This is a genomic window from Streptomyces sp. NPDC031225, from assembly GCF_055570355.1.
Genome location: NZ_JBVIHJ010000033.1, coordinates 66109 through 82948 on the forward strand (window position 1 = coordinate 66109; position 16840 = coordinate 82948).

15 protein-coding genes are annotated in these 16840 nt (G+C 71.3%); 5 read left to right on the forward strand and 10 right to left on the reverse strand.

All coding sequences use genetic code 11. The features are described 5' to 3' along the window. Positions 1–101: 101 nt before the first annotated feature. The 4 genes from infB to rimP form a co-directional block, all read right to left on the reverse strand. Complete coding sequence (gene infB, locus ACZ48Z_RS39775; protein ID WP_468740792.1) at positions 102–3269, reverse strand: translation initiation factor IF-2; 3168 nt, start codon at positions 3267–3269, stop codon at positions 102–104. A 162-nt stretch (positions 3270–3431) separates the two neighbouring features. Further along, on the reverse strand, positions 3432–3713 hold the full coding sequence (locus ACZ48Z_RS39780; RefSeq protein ID WP_468740793.1) for a YlxR family protein: 282 nt from the start codon (positions 3711–3713) through the stop codon (positions 3432–3434). A 102-nt stretch (positions 3714–3815) separates the two neighbouring features. After that, entirely contained in the window at positions 3816–4802 is a 987-nt protein-coding gene (gene nusA, locus ACZ48Z_RS39785; RefSeq protein ID WP_468740794.1) for a transcription termination factor NusA, read from the reverse strand. A 2-nt stretch (positions 4803–4804) separates the two neighbouring features. Continuing rightward, entirely contained in the window at positions 4805–5320 is a 516-nt protein-coding gene (gene rimP / locus ACZ48Z_RS39790; RefSeq protein WP_468740795.1) for a ribosome maturation factor RimP, read from the reverse strand. Positions 5321–5495: 175 nt separating this feature from the next. Between rimP and ACZ48Z_RS39795 the strand changes: the two genes are divergently transcribed. The 4 genes from ACZ48Z_RS39795 (at position 5496) to ACZ48Z_RS39810 (ending at position 8542) form a co-directional block, all read left to right on the forward strand. Beyond that, complete coding sequence (locus tag ACZ48Z_RS39795; RefSeq protein WP_468740796.1) at positions 5496–6029, forward strand: hypothetical protein; 534 nt, start codon at positions 5496–5498, stop codon at positions 6027–6029. After that, a complete protein-coding gene (locus ACZ48Z_RS39800) occupies positions 6026–6484 on the forward strand; it encodes a ferritin-like domain-containing protein (protein ID WP_468740797.1) in 459 nt (152 codons plus the stop codon). The genes ACZ48Z_RS39795 and ACZ48Z_RS39800 overlap by 4 nt, the downstream gene beginning before the upstream one ends. A gap of 28 nt (positions 6485–6512) precedes the next feature. Then, positions 6513–7403: an aminoglycoside phosphotransferase family protein gene (locus ACZ48Z_RS39805; protein WP_468740798.1), complete on the forward strand. Its 891-nt coding sequence runs from the start codon at positions 6513–6515 to the stop codon at positions 7401–7403. Between the two features lie 134 nt (positions 7404–7537). Next, complete coding sequence (locus ACZ48Z_RS39810) at positions 7538–8542, forward strand: ArsR/SmtB family transcription factor (RefSeq protein ID WP_468740799.1); 1005 nt, start codon at positions 7538–7540, stop codon at positions 8540–8542. Positions 8543–8622: 80 nt separating this feature from the next. On the opposite strand, the gene ACZ48Z_RS39815 is transcribed toward ACZ48Z_RS39810, so the two are convergent. From ACZ48Z_RS39815 to ACZ48Z_RS39825, 3 genes are all read right to left on the reverse strand, one after another. Further along, positions 8623–10326, reverse strand: a complete 1704-nt coding sequence (locus ACZ48Z_RS39815; RefSeq protein ID WP_468740800.1) for a proline--tRNA ligase — start codon at positions 10324–10326, stop codon at positions 8623–8625. A gap of 72 nt (positions 10327–10398) precedes the next feature. Continuing rightward, positions 10399–10929 carry a GNAT family N-acetyltransferase gene (locus ACZ48Z_RS39820; RefSeq protein WP_468740801.1) on the reverse strand — a complete coding sequence of 177 codons (531 nt, stop codon included), beginning with the start codon at positions 10927–10929 and terminating at the stop codon, positions 10399–10401. A 66-nt stretch (positions 10930–10995) separates the two neighbouring features. Continuing rightward, a complete protein-coding gene (locus ACZ48Z_RS39825; protein WP_468740802.1) occupies positions 10996–11844 on the reverse strand; it encodes a GNAT family N-acetyltransferase in 849 nt (282 codons plus the stop codon). A 216-nt stretch (positions 11845–12060) separates the two neighbouring features. Here ACZ48Z_RS39825 and ACZ48Z_RS39830 point away from each other — a divergent pair, with 216 nt between their 5' ends. Then, entirely contained in the window at positions 12061–12798 is a 738-nt protein-coding gene (locus ACZ48Z_RS39830; RefSeq protein ID WP_468740803.1) for a GNAT family N-acetyltransferase, read from the forward strand. A gap of 6 nt (positions 12799–12804) precedes the next feature. Here ACZ48Z_RS39830 and ispG read toward each other — a convergent pair whose 3' ends face one another. From ispG to dxr, 3 genes are all read right to left on the reverse strand, one after another. Continuing rightward, positions 12805–13962 (reverse strand): flavodoxin-dependent (E)-4-hydroxy-3-methylbut-2-enyl-diphosphate synthase, encoded by a 1158-nt coding sequence (ispG, locus tag ACZ48Z_RS39835; protein WP_468740804.1) that lies wholly within the window; start codon positions 13960–13962, stop codon positions 12805–12807. 170 nt (positions 13963–14132) lie between these two features. Continuing rightward, positions 14133–15425, reverse strand: a complete 1293-nt coding sequence (locus ACZ48Z_RS39840) for a M50 family metallopeptidase (RefSeq protein WP_468740835.1) — start codon at positions 15423–15425, stop codon at positions 14133–14135. An 8-nt stretch (positions 15426–15433) separates the two neighbouring features. Continuing rightward, entirely contained in the window at positions 15434–16687 is a 1254-nt protein-coding gene (dxr, locus tag ACZ48Z_RS39845) for a 1-deoxy-D-xylulose-5-phosphate reductoisomerase (RefSeq protein WP_468740805.1), read from the reverse strand. Positions 16688–16840 lie beyond the last annotated feature (153 nt).

The window sequence follows — 16840 nt, forward strand, 5'->3', positions numbered from 1 at the left end:
GCGCCACGCTTCGACGCCGATACGGGAACCGTACACGCAACGGCCGGGGCCGATCGACGGAATAACTTCCGCCGATCGGCCCCGATCGCGTGCTACGACGATCAGCCGCGCGGCTTCTCGCGCATCTCGTACGTCGCGATGACGTCGTCGACCTTGATGTCGTTGAAGTTGCCGAGGTTGATACCGCCCTCGAACCCTTCGCGGATCTCGGTGACGTCGTCCTTGAAGCGACGCAGACCGGAGATGTTGAGGCTCTCCGCGATGACCTTGCCGTCGCGGATGAGGCGCGCCTTGGTGTTGCGCTTGACCTCTCCCGAACGGACCAGGACACCGGCGATGTTGCCCAGCTTGGACGACTTGAAGACCTCGCGGATCTCCGCCGTGCCGAGCTCGACCTCCTCGTACTCCGGCTTGAGCATGCCCTTGAGGGCCGCCTCGATCTCCTCGATGGCCTGGTAGATCACCGAGTAGTACCGGACGTCGACGCCTTCGCGCTCCGCCATCTGCGCCGCGCGGCCCGCAGCGCGGACGTTGAAGCCGATGACGATGGCGTCGGAGCCGGTCGCCAGGTTGATGTCGGACTCGGTGACCGCACCCACACCGCGGTGCAGGATGCGGATGTCGACCTCTTCACCGACGTCGAGCTGGAGCAGCGAGGACTCGAGAGCCTCCACCGAACCGGACGCGTCGCCCTTGATGATGAGGTTGAGTTCCTGCACCAGACCGGCCTTGAGGGCCTCGTCCAGGTTCTCCAGGGAGAACCGGACACCCCGTCGGGCGAAGTTGGCGTTGCGCTCGCGCGCCGCCCGCTTCTCGGCGATCTGACGTGCCGTGCGGTCCTCGTCGACGACCAGGAAGTTGTCGCCGGCGCCCGGGACGTTGGTGAGACCCAGGACCAGGACGGGGGTCGAGGGACCCGCTTCCTCGACGTTGTTGCCGTTGTCGTCGAGCATCGCCCGGACCCGGCCGTACGCGTCGCCGACCACCATGGTGTCGCCGATGCGCAGCGTGCCGCGCTGGACCAGGACCGTCGAGACGGCACCACGGCCGCGGTCGAGGTGGGACTCGATCGCGATGCCCTGCGCGTCCTGCTCCGGGTTGGCCCGCAGGTCGAGCGAGGCGTCCGCGGTGAGGACCACGGCCTCCAGCAGGCTCTCGATGTTGAGGCCCTGCTTGGCGGAGATGTCGACGAACATCGTGTCGCCGCCGTACTCCTCGGCCACCAGACCGAACTCGGTGAGCTGACCGCGCACCTTGGTCGGGTCGGCACCTTCGACGTCGATCTTGTTGACCGCGACCACGATCGGCACGTCGGCCGCCTTGGCGTGGTTCAGCGCCTCGATCGTCTGGGGCATCACACCGTCGTTGGCCGCCACCACGAGGATCGCGATGTCGGTCGACTTGGCACCACGGGCACGCATGGCGGTGAACGCCTCGTGACCGGGGGTGTCGATGAAGGTGATCCTGCGCTCTTCACCGTTGACCTCGGTGGCGACCTGGTACGCACCGATGTGCTGCGTGATACCGCCGGCCTCGCCCGCGACGACGTTCGTCTTGCGGATGGTGTCGAGGAGGCGGGTCTTGCCGTGGTCGACGTGACCCATGACGGTGACGACCGGCGGACGGACCACCAGGTCTTCCTCGTCGCCCTCGTCCTCGCCGAACTCGATGTCGAAGGACTCGAGCAGCTCGCGGTCCTCCTCCTCGGGGCTGACGATCTCGAGGACGAAGTTCATCTCGTCCGCGAGGAGCTTCAGCGTCTCGTCGGAGACGGACTGCGTGGCAGTGACCATCTCGCCGAGGTTCATCATCACGCCGACGAGCGAGGCCGGGTTCGCGTTGATCTTCTCCGCGAAGTCGGTGAGGGACGCACCGCGCGACAGGCGGACGGACTGTCCGTTGCCGCGAGGCAGCATCACGCCGCCGACCGACGGGGCCTGCATGGCCTCGTACTCCTGGCGCCTCTGCCGCTTCGACTTGCGACCGCGACGCGCGGGACCGCCGGGACGACCGAAGGCGCCCTGCGTGCCACCACGGCCACCGGGACCGCCGGGACGGCCACCGAAGCCGGGACGACCGCCGCCGCCACCACCGGGACCACCCGGACGGCCGGCGAAACCGCCGCCACCGCCACCGGGACCGCCGGGACGGCCGGCGAAGCCGCCACCGCCACCACCGGGACCCGCGGGACGGCCGGCGAAGCCGCCGCCACCGGGACGACCGCCACCGGCACCGCCGGGACGACCGCCACCGGCGCCACCGGGACCGCGGCCGCCGGGGCCACCGCCACCGGGACGCGGGCCGGCAGCCGGACGCTGCGGCATCATGCCGGGGTTCGGACGGTTGCCGCCGGGGCCACCGCCGGGACGGGGACCGCCACCCTGCGGACGGGGCATGCCGCCCGGGCTCGGACGAGCGCCGCCCGGAGCCTGCGGACGGGGACCGCCCGCCGCACCCTGGGGACGGGGACCGCCCTGGCTCTGACCCTGCGGACGCGGGGCGCCGCCGGGACGCTCACCGGGGCCGCCGGCACCGCCGGGACGCGGAGCGCCGCCCGGACGGGGCGACTGCGGACGCGCCATGCCGGTGGAGCCACCGGAGGTGAAGGGGTTGTTGCCCGGACGGGGACCGGCCGGACGGGCACCGGGACGCGGCGCCTGGCCACCCTGACGGGGGCTGCCGGGACGCTCACCGCGCTCGGGGCGCTCGGTGCGGCCCTGGCCACCCTGAGCGGGGCCGGCCGGACGCGGGGCACCCGGACGCGGGGCGGACTGACCGGCCGGACGCGGAGCACCGGAACCCGGAGCAGCGGCAGCCGGACGCGGGGCGGAGCCCTGCGCCGGGGCGGCGGGAGCCGACGGCGGTGCCGTGAACTCGGGCGTGGTCGGAGCCGGGGACGCCGGGGCGGGCCGCGGCGCGGGCCTCGGACCCGGAGTGGGACGGGAGCCGGCGGGAGCGGCCGGCGCGGCGGAGGCCGCGGGCGTCTCGACGGCGGCCGGCTTGGGGGCCGGCGGGCGCGGGGCTGCCGGACGGGCGGCCTGCGCGGGAGAGGGGGCTGCCGGACGTGCCGGGGAAGCCTTGCGTGCGGAAGCGGGCTTGCCGCCTCCGTTGCCCTGCTGGAGGGCGTCCGTCAACTTACGGACGACGGGCGCTTCGATAGTCGAAGACGCCGAACGGACGAATTCACCGAGTTCTTGGAGCTTGGCCATGACGACCTTGCTCTCCACCCCGAACTCCTTGGCGAGTTCGTATACCCGGACCTTAGCCACTTCGCTCCTTTTAGGTCCGGGTGTGTCCGGACCGTCGCTACTTCATGGGCGTACTCATCGCGTGCTCATCGAGTGCTCATCGCAATCTCGACCTACTTCCAACTCGCGGGGTACCAGGGCCGCACGGGGGTTCCGCGCGACGCTTCTTACTGTGTTGCCTGCTCAGCAACTGTCTGTCTGCTCGACGTACTGGCGCAACGCCTTTATGTCGAGCGCTCCCGGGGCGCGCAGCGCCCTCACGAACACCCGGCGGCGTACCGCCTGGTCGAGACAGACCAGCGCGGGATGCAGATACGCACCCCGGCCGGGCAGCGTACCGCGAGGATCGGGGACGCATGCGTCCTTGATCGCCACGATGCGCAGCAGCTCCGTCTTGGCCGCTCGCCGCCTGCACCCCACACAGGTGCGTTCAGGGCATGCGCGGGCGGGCGTCCGGCCAGACACTCTTAAGTCTACCTCTCCATACCGACCTCACCCCTTCGGGGCAGGGATCGAACAGCTGCGGCCCTGATAACTGTCGTGATCTCAGCGGCCTGCGGCTGGGAACTATTCCCCGGCCTGCTCGGTGTCCGGCCGGATGTCGATCCGCCAGCCGGTGAGCCGGGCCGCGAGACGGGCGTTCTGCCCCTCCTTGCCGATGGCGAGGGAGAGCTGGTAGTCGGGGACCGTCACGCGCGCGGAGCGGGCGGCCATGTCCACGACCTCGACCTTGGAGACCCGGGCCGGCGACAGCGCGTTGGCGACCATCTCGGCCGGGTCGTCCGACCAGTCGACGATGTCGATCTTCTCACCGCTCAGCTCACCCATGACATTGCGCACCCGGCCGCCCATGGGCCCGATGCAGGCACCCTTGGCGTTCAGGCCCGAACGGGTGGACCGTACGGCGATCTTGGTGCGGTGACCGGCCTCGCGGGCGATCGCGGCGATCTCGACGGACCCGTCGGCGATCTCCGGCACCTCCAGGGCGAAGAGCTTCTTCACCAGGTTGGGGTGCGTGCGCGACAGGGTCACGGAGGGCCCCCGAACGCCCCGCGCCACACGGACGACGTACGACCGCAGCCGCATGCCGTGCGGATACGTCTCGCCCGGCACCTGCTCCTGCACGGGCAGGATGGCCTCCAGCTTGCCGATGTCGACGAGCACGTTCTTCGGGTCGCGGCCCTGCTGGACCACGCCCATCACGATGTCGCCCTCACGCCCCGCGTACTCGCCGAGCGTCGCGTCGTCCTCGGCGTCGCGCAGCCGCTGGAGGATGACCTGCTTGGCGGTGGTCGCGGCGATCCGGCCGAAGTCGGACGGGGTGTCGTCGAACTCGCGGGGCTCCTGCCCCTCCTCGAGGTCCTCGGGGTCCTCCTTCGCCCACACGATCACGTGACCGGACTCACGGTCGAGGTGCACGCGCGCGTGGCGGTGACTTCCCTCGGTGCGGTGGTAAGCGATGAGGAGGGCCGACTCGATCGCCTCGACCAACAGGGGGAAGGAGATCTCCTTCTCCCGTACCAAGCCCCGCAGGGCGCTCATGTCGATGTCCACGGCTACGCCTCCTCTTCCTTCTTGTCGTTCTTCTCGTCGTCCTTGCGGTTGAACTCGACCTGCACACGCGCCTTGTCGATGTCGGAGAAGGCGAGGGCGCGGGCGGTGGCCTTGCGGCCCTTCACGCCGGGCACTTCGAGTTCGAGACCTTCGTCGCCGACCTTCAGGATCCGAGCGACCAGTTCGCCGCCGCCCTCGGTCAGCTGGAACTTCACCAGCCGGCTCACGGCGCGCTCGTAGTGGTGGCGCTCCTTGAGGAGGCGCTCTGCGCCCGGGGTGCCGACCTCGAGGGTGTACTCCCCCGCGCCCATCGCGTCGCTCTCGTCGAGCTTCGCCGAGAGCGCGCGGCTCACATCGGCGATCTGGTCCAGGTCGGCACCGGTGTCCGAGTCGACGACGACGCGCAGCACTCGCTTTCGCCCAACGGAGTCAACGGCGATCTCTTCGAGATCCAGGCCCTGGGAGGTGACGAGCGGTTCCAGGAGCTCTCGCAGCCTCTCGCTCTGGGTGGTGCTCATCCGGGTGACTCCTCGGCCGCGTGTGCTGTTGTGGGTAGGTCGCGTGTCTGGTCAAAGGGTATCCGGTCGCAGGGGGTGTTGCCGTCCAGGTGACCTCGGATGCGCGGGTACCGTGATCGCCAGCGGGCTGACCTCCCGCCCGTGTGTTCGTACGAGCTTCCTGAGGACGTCTGTCGTGCCGTACCCGCCTCCGCCGCACGTCCCCTCGGGGCCGCGCAGAAGATCCCTGCTCGCCTCGGTCGCCGTGGGTGCCCTGCTGGTGGGCTGCTCCGACGGGGCCTCGAGCACCGAGGAGGGCACCGCCGGGAGTCCGTCCGTCGTCGAGCGGGCACGCGTGCGTGCGGCTCGGGACAGCCGGGGCATGGTCGAGCGCTACGACGCCGCCCTCGCCGCGTATCCGACGCTCGCGGTGCGGCTGGGGCCGTTGCGGGCGGAAGCCGTGCGGCACACGGAGGCGTTCGGGGGGACGATCACGAAGGCCTCTTCCACCACGTCGGACGCCTCGCCGTCGGCACCCGCGTCGGCATCGGCCCCGGCGCCCGCGACCGAGAAGGACGCCCTCGCCGGGCTCGCCGTAGCCGAACGGGCGCTCGCGGACCGGCGGGCCAAGGCGCTGCTCGACGTGCCGGGCGAGCTGGCCCGGCTGCTGGCGTCGGTGGCGGCCGCCGGTGCGGCTCACGCCTATCTGCTGACGGAGGCGGCCCGATGAGTGAGAAGCAGGTGCTGGAGGCCCTCCAGAAGGCACTGGCCGCGGAGCATGCCGCCGTCTACGGCTACGGCGTCGTCGGCGGCCGGATCCGCGAGGGCCGGCGCACCGAGGCCAAGGCCGCCTATGACGCGCACCGGGCCCGCCGGGACGCCCTCGTGCGTGACGTACGGAGCCTGCGCGGTACGCCGGTGGCCGCGGCCCCGGCGTACGCGCTGCCCTTCCCGGTGCCGGACTCGGCCGCGGCCGTGCGACTGGCCGCCGAGCTGGAGGACCGGGTGGCCGGGGTGTACTCCGACCTGGTGCGGGCAGCCGAGGGCGGGCGGCGGGGCACGGCCGCGGAGGCGCTGCGGGAGGCCGCGGTGCGGGCGGTGCGCTGGCGGGGCGAGAGCGTAGCCTTCCCTGGACTCGCCGAGCGGGCGACCACGGCGTCGCCCTCGGCTGCCCCCTCGGCGTAACGCGGCACTGGAAGGGAACGACTCGCGCATGGCTTTCGAACCACCGCAGCGGCTGGTGCGGGCGCTCGGTGAGAGCGCGCCGGACGGGGACGGCTGGGTGGAGAAGCTGCCCGGGACCACCGTACAGGCCGTCGCGCTGCGGGAGTTGACCGTGGAGCGGGTGCAGGTGCCCGGGGGGCGCAGCAGCCTCGTCGTGCTCGTGCGGCGGGCGGACGGCACACCGGCCGTGCTCAAGCTGGCGCCGCCCCGGGCCCGGCCGGAGAGCGAGCGGGCGGCACTCGCGCACTGGGGTGGGCGGGGGGCCGTACAGCTGATCGACGAGCCCGCGGGTGGGGGTGTGCTGCTTCTGGAGCGGCTGCATCCGGATGTCTCCGTGCGGTCGCTGCCGGAGGCCAAGGCGCTGCTGGAGGCGGCGGGGGCCCTGCGGCGGCTGTGGGTGGAGCCGCCCGGCGGCCATGTGTTCGAGACGGTGGCCGAGCGGACCGGGCGGCAGGCGTCGGTCATGCGGGGCGCTGCCGCGGAGGCGGCGGGGCTGGTGAGCGCGGCTCTCGACGCGCGTGAGTCGCTGCTGGCCGCGCCGCCGGAGGAGCGGTTGCTGCACGGGACGTTCCGGCAGAGCAAGGTGCTGGCGGGTGTCCGGTCGCCCTGGCTGGCCGTGGGGCCCGATCCCGTGGTCGGGGAGTGTGCGTTCGATCTCGCCCGGCTGGTGCGGGACCGCGTGGAGGACCTGATCGCCTCGCCGTCGGGGGCGGCGACCACGCGGCGGCGGATCAAGCGGCTCGCGGAGTCGCTGGAGGTGGACCAGGAACGGCTGCGGGGGTGGACGTTGTTCCGGGCCGTGGAGTCCGGGGTCCGGGCGCTGCGGGTGGGGCGGCCGAAGGATGCCGAGCTGCTGCTGGAGTTCGCCGGGTGGCTCTAGGGACGTGCCGATGAATCGGCCATTCTCCACCCGGTATCGGCCACTCGCACAACCCCCGTCGCGACACGGTGCTCTTATCCCCTGCGGGACCTTGTCCGGCTGTTGACCGCAGCCTGTCCCGCATCGGGGGACCCATGCTGACGTTCCATTTCACGGACACGGACATCGCCCGGGTACGGGTGGCGAGCAGGCCCGATCCGCTGTGGGAGCTGCTGCTCAGCCTGCATCTGGTCGGGGCAGAGGACGGCGCCGTCGTCTTCGGCCCCTGGAAGAGGCAGGTCAGGTCGCGGCTCTCCGCTCCGGTCCGCATGCTCTTCGACCTCGCCCCGCCCCGTGGCTACTCCGCCGACTTCCTCACCCCCGCCCTCGCCGAGGACGGGCTGGACGCGGCGATCGACACCGTCCTGTCCACCCCGCGCCGACGGCTGCGCCGCGATGTCGGAAGGCTCGCCGCCGCCCGGTGTCCCGGGACCTGGACCCGGTCGCTGGCCGAGGGGGACTCGGGCACGCTGCGGCGCCTCGGCGGGGCCCTGCGCGGATACTTCTCCGTCGCCCTGCGGCCGCACTGGGCCCGGATCCGCACCGCGTTCGACGCGGACCGCGCACTGCGGACGCGGGCGGTGGCGGACGGCGGCGTCGAGGGCATGCTGGCCACCCTGCATCCGGATCTGCGCTGGCGGTCCGGTCTGCTCACGATGGCCAGCTCCTACGACCGGGACATCCACCTCGACGGGCGGGGGGTGCTCCTGCTGCCGTCGTTCTTCTGCTGGCGGGCCCCGATCACCCTGCGCGATCCCGATCTGCCTCCGGTGATCGTCCACCCGATCGCACACGACCTGGGCTGGTCACAGAGGGACGCCGAGCCCGGGCACGGGCAGCGGGAGTCGCTGCGCACCCTGCTGGGCCGGACCCGGGCCGATCTGCTCACCGTCCTCGCCTCCGGCGGCGGATCGACCGGGGAGCTCGCACAGCGCCTGGTCGTCTCCCCCGCCACGGTGTCGCATCACACCGCCGCCCTGCGGGACTCCGGCCTGATCGTCACCCGGCGCCGCGGACCGGCCGTCCACCACAGCGCGACCCCGTTGGGGGAGGCCCTGGTGGACGGCCGCCGTGACCTTCCGCCGTCGGCGACACGGTGACGCGGTCCTGACCGGGCCGGGAACCGGGTTCCGCGGCGGACCTCGACGGTGCAGAGGACCGGGAAGACGGCCCTACGAGATCAGGCGGTGAGGCGGGCGATCGCCTCGTCCACCGTCAGCTCCTCGCGCTCACCGGTGCGGCGGTCCTTGAGCTCCAGGACACCCTCGGCGGAGCGCCGCCCGGCGACCAGGATCTTCGGTACGCCCATCAGCTCGGAGTCGGTGAACTTCACACCCGGGGAGACCCCGGCGCGATCGTCGACGAGCACCCGGAGTCCGGCCTCGCGCAGCTTCTCGGAGACGTCGAGGGCCAGTTCGATCTGGAGGGCCTTGCCCGCGGCGACCACGTGCACGTCGGCCGGGGCGACCTCGGCGGGCCAGCACAGCCCCTTGTCGTCGGCGGTCTGCTCGGCGAGGGCGGCGACCGCGCGGGAGACGCCGATGCCGTAGGAGCCCATGGTCACGCGGACCGGCTTGCCGTGCTGACCGAGGACGTCGAGCTTGAGGGCGTCGGCGTACTTGCGGCCCAGCTGGAAGATGTGGCCGATCTCGATGGCGCGGTCCAGCTTCAGACCGGTGCCGCACTTCGGGCAGGGGTCGCCCTCCTGGACGACCACGACGTCGACGTACTCGTCGACCTCGAAGTCACGGCCCGCGACGACGTTCTTCGCGTGCGTGTGCTCCTTGTTGGCGCCGGTGATCCAGGAGGTGCCGGGGGCCACGCGCGGGTCGGCGATGTACCGCACCTTCTCGCCCAGCCCCTGCGGACCGACGTAACCGCGCACCAGATCCGGGCGGCCCACGAAGTCCTCGGCGGTGACCAGCTCGACGGCGGCGGGCGCGAAGTGGGCCTCCACCTTGCCCAGGTCCACCTCGCGGTCACCGGGGACACCGACGGCCACGATCTCGCCGTCGACCTTCACCAGCAGGTTCTTCAGGGTGGCGGAGGCCTCGACGCCGAGGTGCGCGGCGAGGGTCTCGATGGTCGGGGTGTCCGGGGTGGGGATCTCCTCCAGCACGGCGACACCGGCCGCGTCCACCGGCTTCAACTCGTACGTGATCGCCTCGGTGTTGGCCGCGAAGTCGCAGTTCGGGCAGTCCGCGAAGGTGTCCTCGCCGGCCTCGGCGGGGGCGAGGAACTCCTCCGACTTCGAGCCGCCCATCGCACCGGCGGTGGCGGCGCAGATGCGGTAGTCGAGGCCGAGGCGCGCGAAGACCTTCTGGTAGGCCTGACGGTGCAGGGCGTACGACTGGGCCAGGCCCTCGTCCTCGGTGTCGAAGGAGTACGAGTCCTTCATCAGGAACTCGCGGCCGCGCAGGATGCCGGCCCGCGGGCGGGCCTCGTCACGGTACTTGTGCTGGATCTGGTAGAGGATGACCGGCAGGTCCTTGTAGGAGGACGCCTGGTCCTTCACGATCAGCGTGAAGATCTCCTCGTGGGTCGGGCCGAGGAGGTAGTCGCCGCCCTTGCGGTCCTGGAGGCGGAACAGCTCGGGGCCGTACTCGTCCCAGCGGCCGGTCGCCTCGTACGGCTCCCGCGGCAGGATGGCGGGCAGCAGCACCTCCTGGGCGCCGATCGCGTCCATCTCCTCACGGACGATCCGCTCGACGTTGGACAGCACCTTCTTGCCGAGCGGCAGCCAGCTCCAGATGCCGGCCGCGGTGCGGCGGACGTAGCCGGCGCGGACGAGCAGCTTGTGGCTGAGGACCTCGGCGTCCGCGGGGTCGTCGCGCAGCGTCTTCGCCATCAACTGGGACATGCGCTGGACCGGTGGGTTCGCCATGGTTCTCGTACTCCTGCTGCGTCGAGGTGATGCCAGGAGGGTAGCCGGGCGCCCTGCGCCGGTGGAAATCCGTCAGCGGCGACGCAGGGGCAGCGGTGCCCCCATCACGGCGTACGGCTTCGGGGCGCTCGGGAAGAGGACCTGGCGGGCGAGGTCCTGGTAGCCGAGGGAGTGGTACAGGCCGCGGGCCGGGCTGTCGGTGTCGATCGCGGAGAGGATCGAGCGGGGCTCGTCGGCGCCGTCGGTGATCGTGGTGATCAGGGTGCGGCCGATGCCGCGGTTCTGGTGGTGGGGGTGCACATGGAGCTCGGTGATCACGAAGGAGTCGTCGAGCCAGATGTCGTTGTGCTGGGCGCGGAGGTAGGACTCCACGACGGTGGACCACCAGTGGGTGCGGTCGTTGGGCATGCCGTACACGAACCCGACGAGGCGCCCTCCGACACTCGCGCCGAGTGCCCGCGCGCCCGGGAAGGTCATGTGGCGCAGGACGATCTGCCGCCGTACCGCCACCTCGTCGGCGCCGAGACCGAACGCGACGGCCTGGACCGCCAGGGCCTCGTCCACGTGGGCGGACAGGTCCAGGGGGCCGATGACGAGGTCCATGCGGGGAGCGTACAGGGGGAGTTCCGGTTGTGCGCCTGGTCCAGGCCGCGTGCGGCGGGCCGTCCGCTAGAAGAGAACGCTCATGAACGCGCCCACCTCTTGGAACCCCACCCTCGAGTACGCCCTTCTCGCCGGCGTATTGAAGTCGTTCACGTAAAGGCTCACCACCGGGGCCACGTCCGCCAGCGCGTACCGCAGCACCGCCGCCATCCCCGGGGCCGCCACTCCCCTGCCCCGGTACTCGGGGGCCACCCACACACCCTGGATCTGGCAGGCCCTGTTCGTCGCCGCGCCGATCTCCGCCTTGAAGACGACCTTGCCGTGTTCGTCGAGGCGGGCGAACGAGCGGCCGGCACCGACCAGTTCGGCCACGCGGGCCTGGTACAGCAGTCCCCCGTCCCCCGCCAGCGGCGAGACGCCGACCTCCTCCGTGAACATCGCCACGCACGCCGGCATGATCGTCTCCATCTCGTCCTTGCGGATGCGACGGACGTACGGATCCGGGGCGATATCGGCGGGCATGCGGTCGGTGACCATGAGGGGCTGGCGGGCGCGGACCTCCCGGGCCGGACCCCAGCTGGGCTCCAGCAGCCGCCAGAGCTGCGCGGTGGGTTCGGCGGCACCGACGATGGAGGAGCAACGGCGGCCGGCCCGCCGGGCCCTGTCGGCGAAGGCGCGGACCGCTCGTGGGGTCGCGCAGATCGGGACCAGGTTGGCGCCGGCGTAGCAGAGGGACGTGAGCATGCCGTCCTCGTACCAGCCCCACATCTCGCCGCCGAGCCGCCACGGGTCGAGGCCGGCGACCTGAACCCTCGACGTCACGAAGGCGTTCGCGACCGGCTCACGGTCGAGGACGGCGAGCGCGGCGTCCAGGTCGCTCGGTTCGAGGACCCGGGAGGTCGTCTGGGTCAACACGGGCGGGGCCTCACACTGGGGTCTGCTGATCTCCGCACTGTACCTGCGGAAGCTGAGCCGCGCCGCCCTGAGTCAGGGCCCCGTTCACCGAACCGTGACGACCACCTCGCCCCACCGTCTCCTGGGGCTGCGCCCGGCCCCCGCCGGCCCGAAGGGCCTCGTCCTCGAACGCCGGACGGGCTGACACCGTCTGGCCGGCGCTGATAGGAACGGCAGATGATCTCGACCGCTGAGCGATCCGATGCCCGGACCCGGCCCGACGAACAACTCGCGGAGTTGTTCAGTGAGGGGTTCCCGCAGTTCATCACCGCCGACCGGCTGGTGACGCAGTACATCGGCCGGGTACAGGAGTTCTTCCCGGAGCTGGATCTGACGCTGGTGGACGAGGACGGGGTGCCCGTGGCCGCCGGGTGGGGCGTTCCCGTGCGGTGGGACGGGCTGGTCGGTGGGCTGCCCTCGGGGTACAGCGACGCGCTGGTGCGGGCCGTGGAGGGGCATGAGGACAAGGCCGATCCCGACACCCTGGTGATCTGCGGGGCGATCGTCACCCCGTCACTGAAGGGGCAGGGGCTCGCCGGGCGGATGCTCGCCGCCCTGCGGGACGCAGGAGAGGATGCGGGGCTCCGGCGGGTCATCGCGCCCGTGCGGCCCACGGCCAAGGCGCGCTATCCGCTGACGCCCATCGAGTCGTACATGCGGTGGCGGCGGGACGACGGCAGCGCCCTCGACCCGTGGATCCGCACGCACGAACGCCTCGGCGCCGAGATCCTGGCCGCCGCCCCCGCCTCACAGACAATGACCGGCACGGTCGCCGAGTGGGAGGGCTGGACGGGCCTGGCCCTCCCGGAGTCGGGCGACTACGTGATCCCGGACGGGCTGAGTGTGCTACGGGTCGACCGGGACGCCGACGTCGGCTCCTACCAGGAGCCGAACGTCTGGATGCGGCACCGCTGAAACGTACTAGCCCGCGACCGACACCGACGGCTCGCCCGAGGCGATGCCGTCCGCCTCCATCTGCTCGGCCAGCTTCATGGCCTCCTCGATGAGGGTCTCCACGATCTTCGACTCGGGGACGGTCTTGATGACCTCGCCCTTGACGAAGATCTGGCCCTTGCCGTTGCCGGAGGCGACACCGAGGTCGGCCTCGCGGGCCTCGCCCGGGCCGTTCACCACGCAGCCCATGACGGCGACACGGAGCGGAACCTCCATGCCGGTCAGCCCCGCGGTGACCTCCTCGGCGAGCTTGTAGACGTCGACCTGGGCGCGGCCGCAGGACGGGCAGGAGACGATCTCCAGGCCGCGCTGCCTGAGGTTCAGGGACTCCAGGATCTGGTTGCCGACCTTGACCTCCTCGACCGGAGGCGCCGACAGGGACACGCGGATCGTGTCGCCGATGCCCTGGGAGAGCAGCGCGCCGAAGGCGACGGCCGACTTGATGGTGCCCTGGAAGGCCGGTCCCGCCTCCGTCACACCGAGGTGCAGCGGGTAGTCGCACTGCGCGGCGAGCTGGCGGTACGCCTCGACCATGACGACCGGGTCGTTGTGCTTGACCGAGATCTTGATGTCCCGGAAGTCGTGCTCCTCGAAGAGGGAGGCCTCCCACAGCGCGGACTCGGCCAGCGCCTCGGGCGTCGCCTTGCCGTACTTCTGGAGGAGACGGCGGTCCAGCGACCCCGCGTTCACGCCGATGCGGATCGGGGTGCCGTGGTCCTTCGCGGCCCGCGCGATCTCCTTGACCTTGTCGTCGAACTGCTTGATGTTGCCGGGGTTCACCCGCACCGCGGCGCAGCCCGCCTCGATCGCCGCGAACACGTACTTCGGCTGGAAGTGGATGTCCGCGATCACCGGGATCTGCGACTTGCGCGCGATGGTCGACAGCGCGTCGGCGTCGTCCTGCGTGGGACAAGCCACCCGCACGATCTGGCAGCCGGACGCCGTCAGCTCGGCGATCTGCTGCAGGGTGGCGCCGATGTCGGACGTACGGGTCGTCGTCATCGACTGCACGGAGACCGGGGCGTCGCCGCCGACCGCCACGGACCCGACCTGGATCTGCCGGCTCTTCCGGCGCTCGGCGAGCCTGGTCGGAACGGACGGCATGCCGAGAGAAATCGCAGTCATCTGCTGTGCAACCCCAAGTCGTGGATCAAGGCCCAGGTCCCGTCAGCGGCGGGCTCCGGACTTCGAGATTACGGCACCGGCGCGGGGACGAGCACATCACCGCCGTCAAACCCACTCAATGGAAGGCGGCCCGGCACGCAGTGCGCCGGGCCGCCGCCAACGCCGTATGGCTAGGAGAGGCGTACGGGGTTAACGACGTCCGCGATCAGGACGAGGACCGTAAAGCAAATGAAGATCCCCGCCACCACATAAGCGACCGGCATCAGCTTCGCCACGTCGAACGGGCCCGGGTCCGGGCGCTTGAGGACCTTTGCCAGGTTGCGGCGCAGGGACTCCCACAGCGCACCCGCGATGTGGCCGCCGTCCAGGGGGAGCAGCGGGAGCATGTTGAAGAGGAACAGGGAGAGGTTGAAGCCCGCCACCAGCATCAGGGCCATGGCGAGTTGCTGGGTCGGGGGGATGTCGAGCGTGAAGATCTCGCCGCCCACCCTGGCTGCGCCGACCACGCCCATCGGGGAGTCCGGTTCGCGCGGGGCGTCGCCGAAGGCGGCGTTCCACAGGGCCGGGATCTTGCCGGGCAGGGCGGCGAGGGAGTCGACGGCCTCGCCGACCCGGTCGCCCATCCAGATCACGGAGTCGCCGAAGTCCTGCTTGACGATGCCGGTGGCGGCGCTGAAGCCGAGGAAGCCGGCGGTGACGTACTCGCCCTGGACGTACTGACCGCTGGAGTCCTTCTTCGCGACCTGGTTGCTGGCGATCTTCGCCGTCAGGGTGACGTCCTTGCCGTCGCGCTCGACGACGATCGGGACCGTCTTGTCGGGGTTGGCGCGGATGAGGTCGGAGAGCTTGTTCCAGTCGCCCGTCGTCACGCCGTTGAAGGAGAGGATCTTGTCGCCCGCCTTGAGGCCGGCGGCCGCGGCCGGGGAGGCCGGGTCGGAGGCCTTGCAGTTCTCGCGGTTCTGGCTCTGGGCGATCACGCACTTGGAGACCGAGCTGACCGTGTTGGTCTGCTGGGAGATGCCGAAGCCCATGAGGACCGTGAGGAACAGCGCCACGGCGAGGATCAGGTTCGCGAAGGGGCCCGCGAACATGACGATGACGCGCTTCCAGGGCTTACGGGTGTAGAAGAGGCGCTTCTCGTCGCCGGGCTGGAGTTCCTCGAAGGCGGCCGAGCGGGCGTCCTCGATCATGCCGCGCCAGGGCGAGGTGGAGCGGGCGCTTATGCGGCCGTCGTCGCCGGGCGGGAACATGCCGATCATGCGGATGTAGCCGCCGAAGGGGATGGCCTTGATGCCGTACTCCGTGTCGCCCTTCTTGCGGGAGAAGACGGTCGGGCCGAAGCCGACCATGTACTGCGGCACGCGGATGCCGAACAGCTTGGCGAAGGACAGGTGTCCGAGCTCGTGCCACGCGATCGAGATCAGCAGGCCCAAGGCGAACAGCCCTATGCCGAGGATGAACATCAGGGTCGTCATGCACGGGCCTCCGCCGTCTGTGCCGTCAGTTCCCGGGCCCGGGTCCGCGCCCAGGTCTCCGCTTCGAGGACGTCCGCGACGGTGAGCGAGGTTCCGGCGCGCGGGGTGCCGTGCTCGTCCACCACCCGGGTCACGGTGTCGATGATCCCGTCGAACGGCAGCGCGCCGGCCCGGAAGGCCTCCACGCACTCCTCGTTGGCCGCATTGAACACCGCCGGGGCCGTGCCCGCGAGCTGTCCGACGTGTCTCGCAAGGTTGACCGAAGGGAACGCGTCGTTGTCGAGCGGGAAGAACTCCCAGGTCGACGCCTTGCTCCAGTCGAAGGCCGGTGCCGCGTCGGGGACGCGTTCGGGCCAGCCCAGGCCGATGGCGATCGGCCCCCGCATGTCGGGGGGCGTCGCCTGGGCGATCGTGGATCCGTCCGTGAACTCAACCATCGAGTGGACATACGACTGGGGATGCACGACCACCTCAATGCGGTCGAAGGGAATGTCGTAGAGGAGGTGCGCCTCGATGACCTCGAGACCCTTGTTGACGAGGGTCGCGGAGTTGATCGTGATGACCGGGCCCATGGCCCAGGTGGGGTGGGCGAGGGCCTCCTCGACCGTCACCTGGGCGAGGTCGGCTTTCGTACGCCCGCGGAACGGTCCCCCGGACGCTGTGACGACCAGCTTCCGCACGTCGGCCCGCGTGCCGGAAGCCAGGGCCTGGAACAGTGCCGCGTGCTCGGAGTCGACCGGGATGATCTGTCCGGGCTTGGCGAGCGCCTTCACCAGCGGGCCGCCCACGATGAGCGACTCCTTGTTGGCGAGCGCGAGGGTGCGGCCCGCTTCCAGGGCGGCGAGGGTGGGGGCGAGGCCGATGGAGCCGGTGATGCCGTTGAGGACGGTGTGGCAGTCGGAGGCGGCGACCTGGGTGGCGGCGTCCGGGCCGGCGAGGATCTCGGGAAGGGGTTCCGCGCCGTAGAGGGCGCGGAGTGCTTCGCGCAGCTGCGGTACGACGTCCTCGCGGGCGACCGCGACGGTCCGTGCCCCGAGTCGGTGCGCCTGCTCGGCGAGGAGCGCGACCCGGCCGCCGTTGGCCGAGAGTCCGGTCACCCTGAAGCGGTCGGGGTTGCGCAGCACGAGGTCGATGGCCTGGGTGCCGATCGAGCCTGTGGAGCCGAGGATCACCACGTCCTTGGGGCCGTCGCCCGCGACGGGGTCGTGGACCGAGTGCGGGTCGGCGAGGGGGGCTGGACTGTCGCTCATCCCTCCATTGTGGCCGTAAGGACGGCGTAGGAGGACAGCGGGGGGGGGGGGGGGGGGGGGGGGGGGGGGGGGGGGGGGGGGGGGGGGGGGGGGGGGGGGGGGGGGTCTTGGTGTGGGTCGGGGTGGCGGTGGGGGTGAGAAGACGCCTTCGCG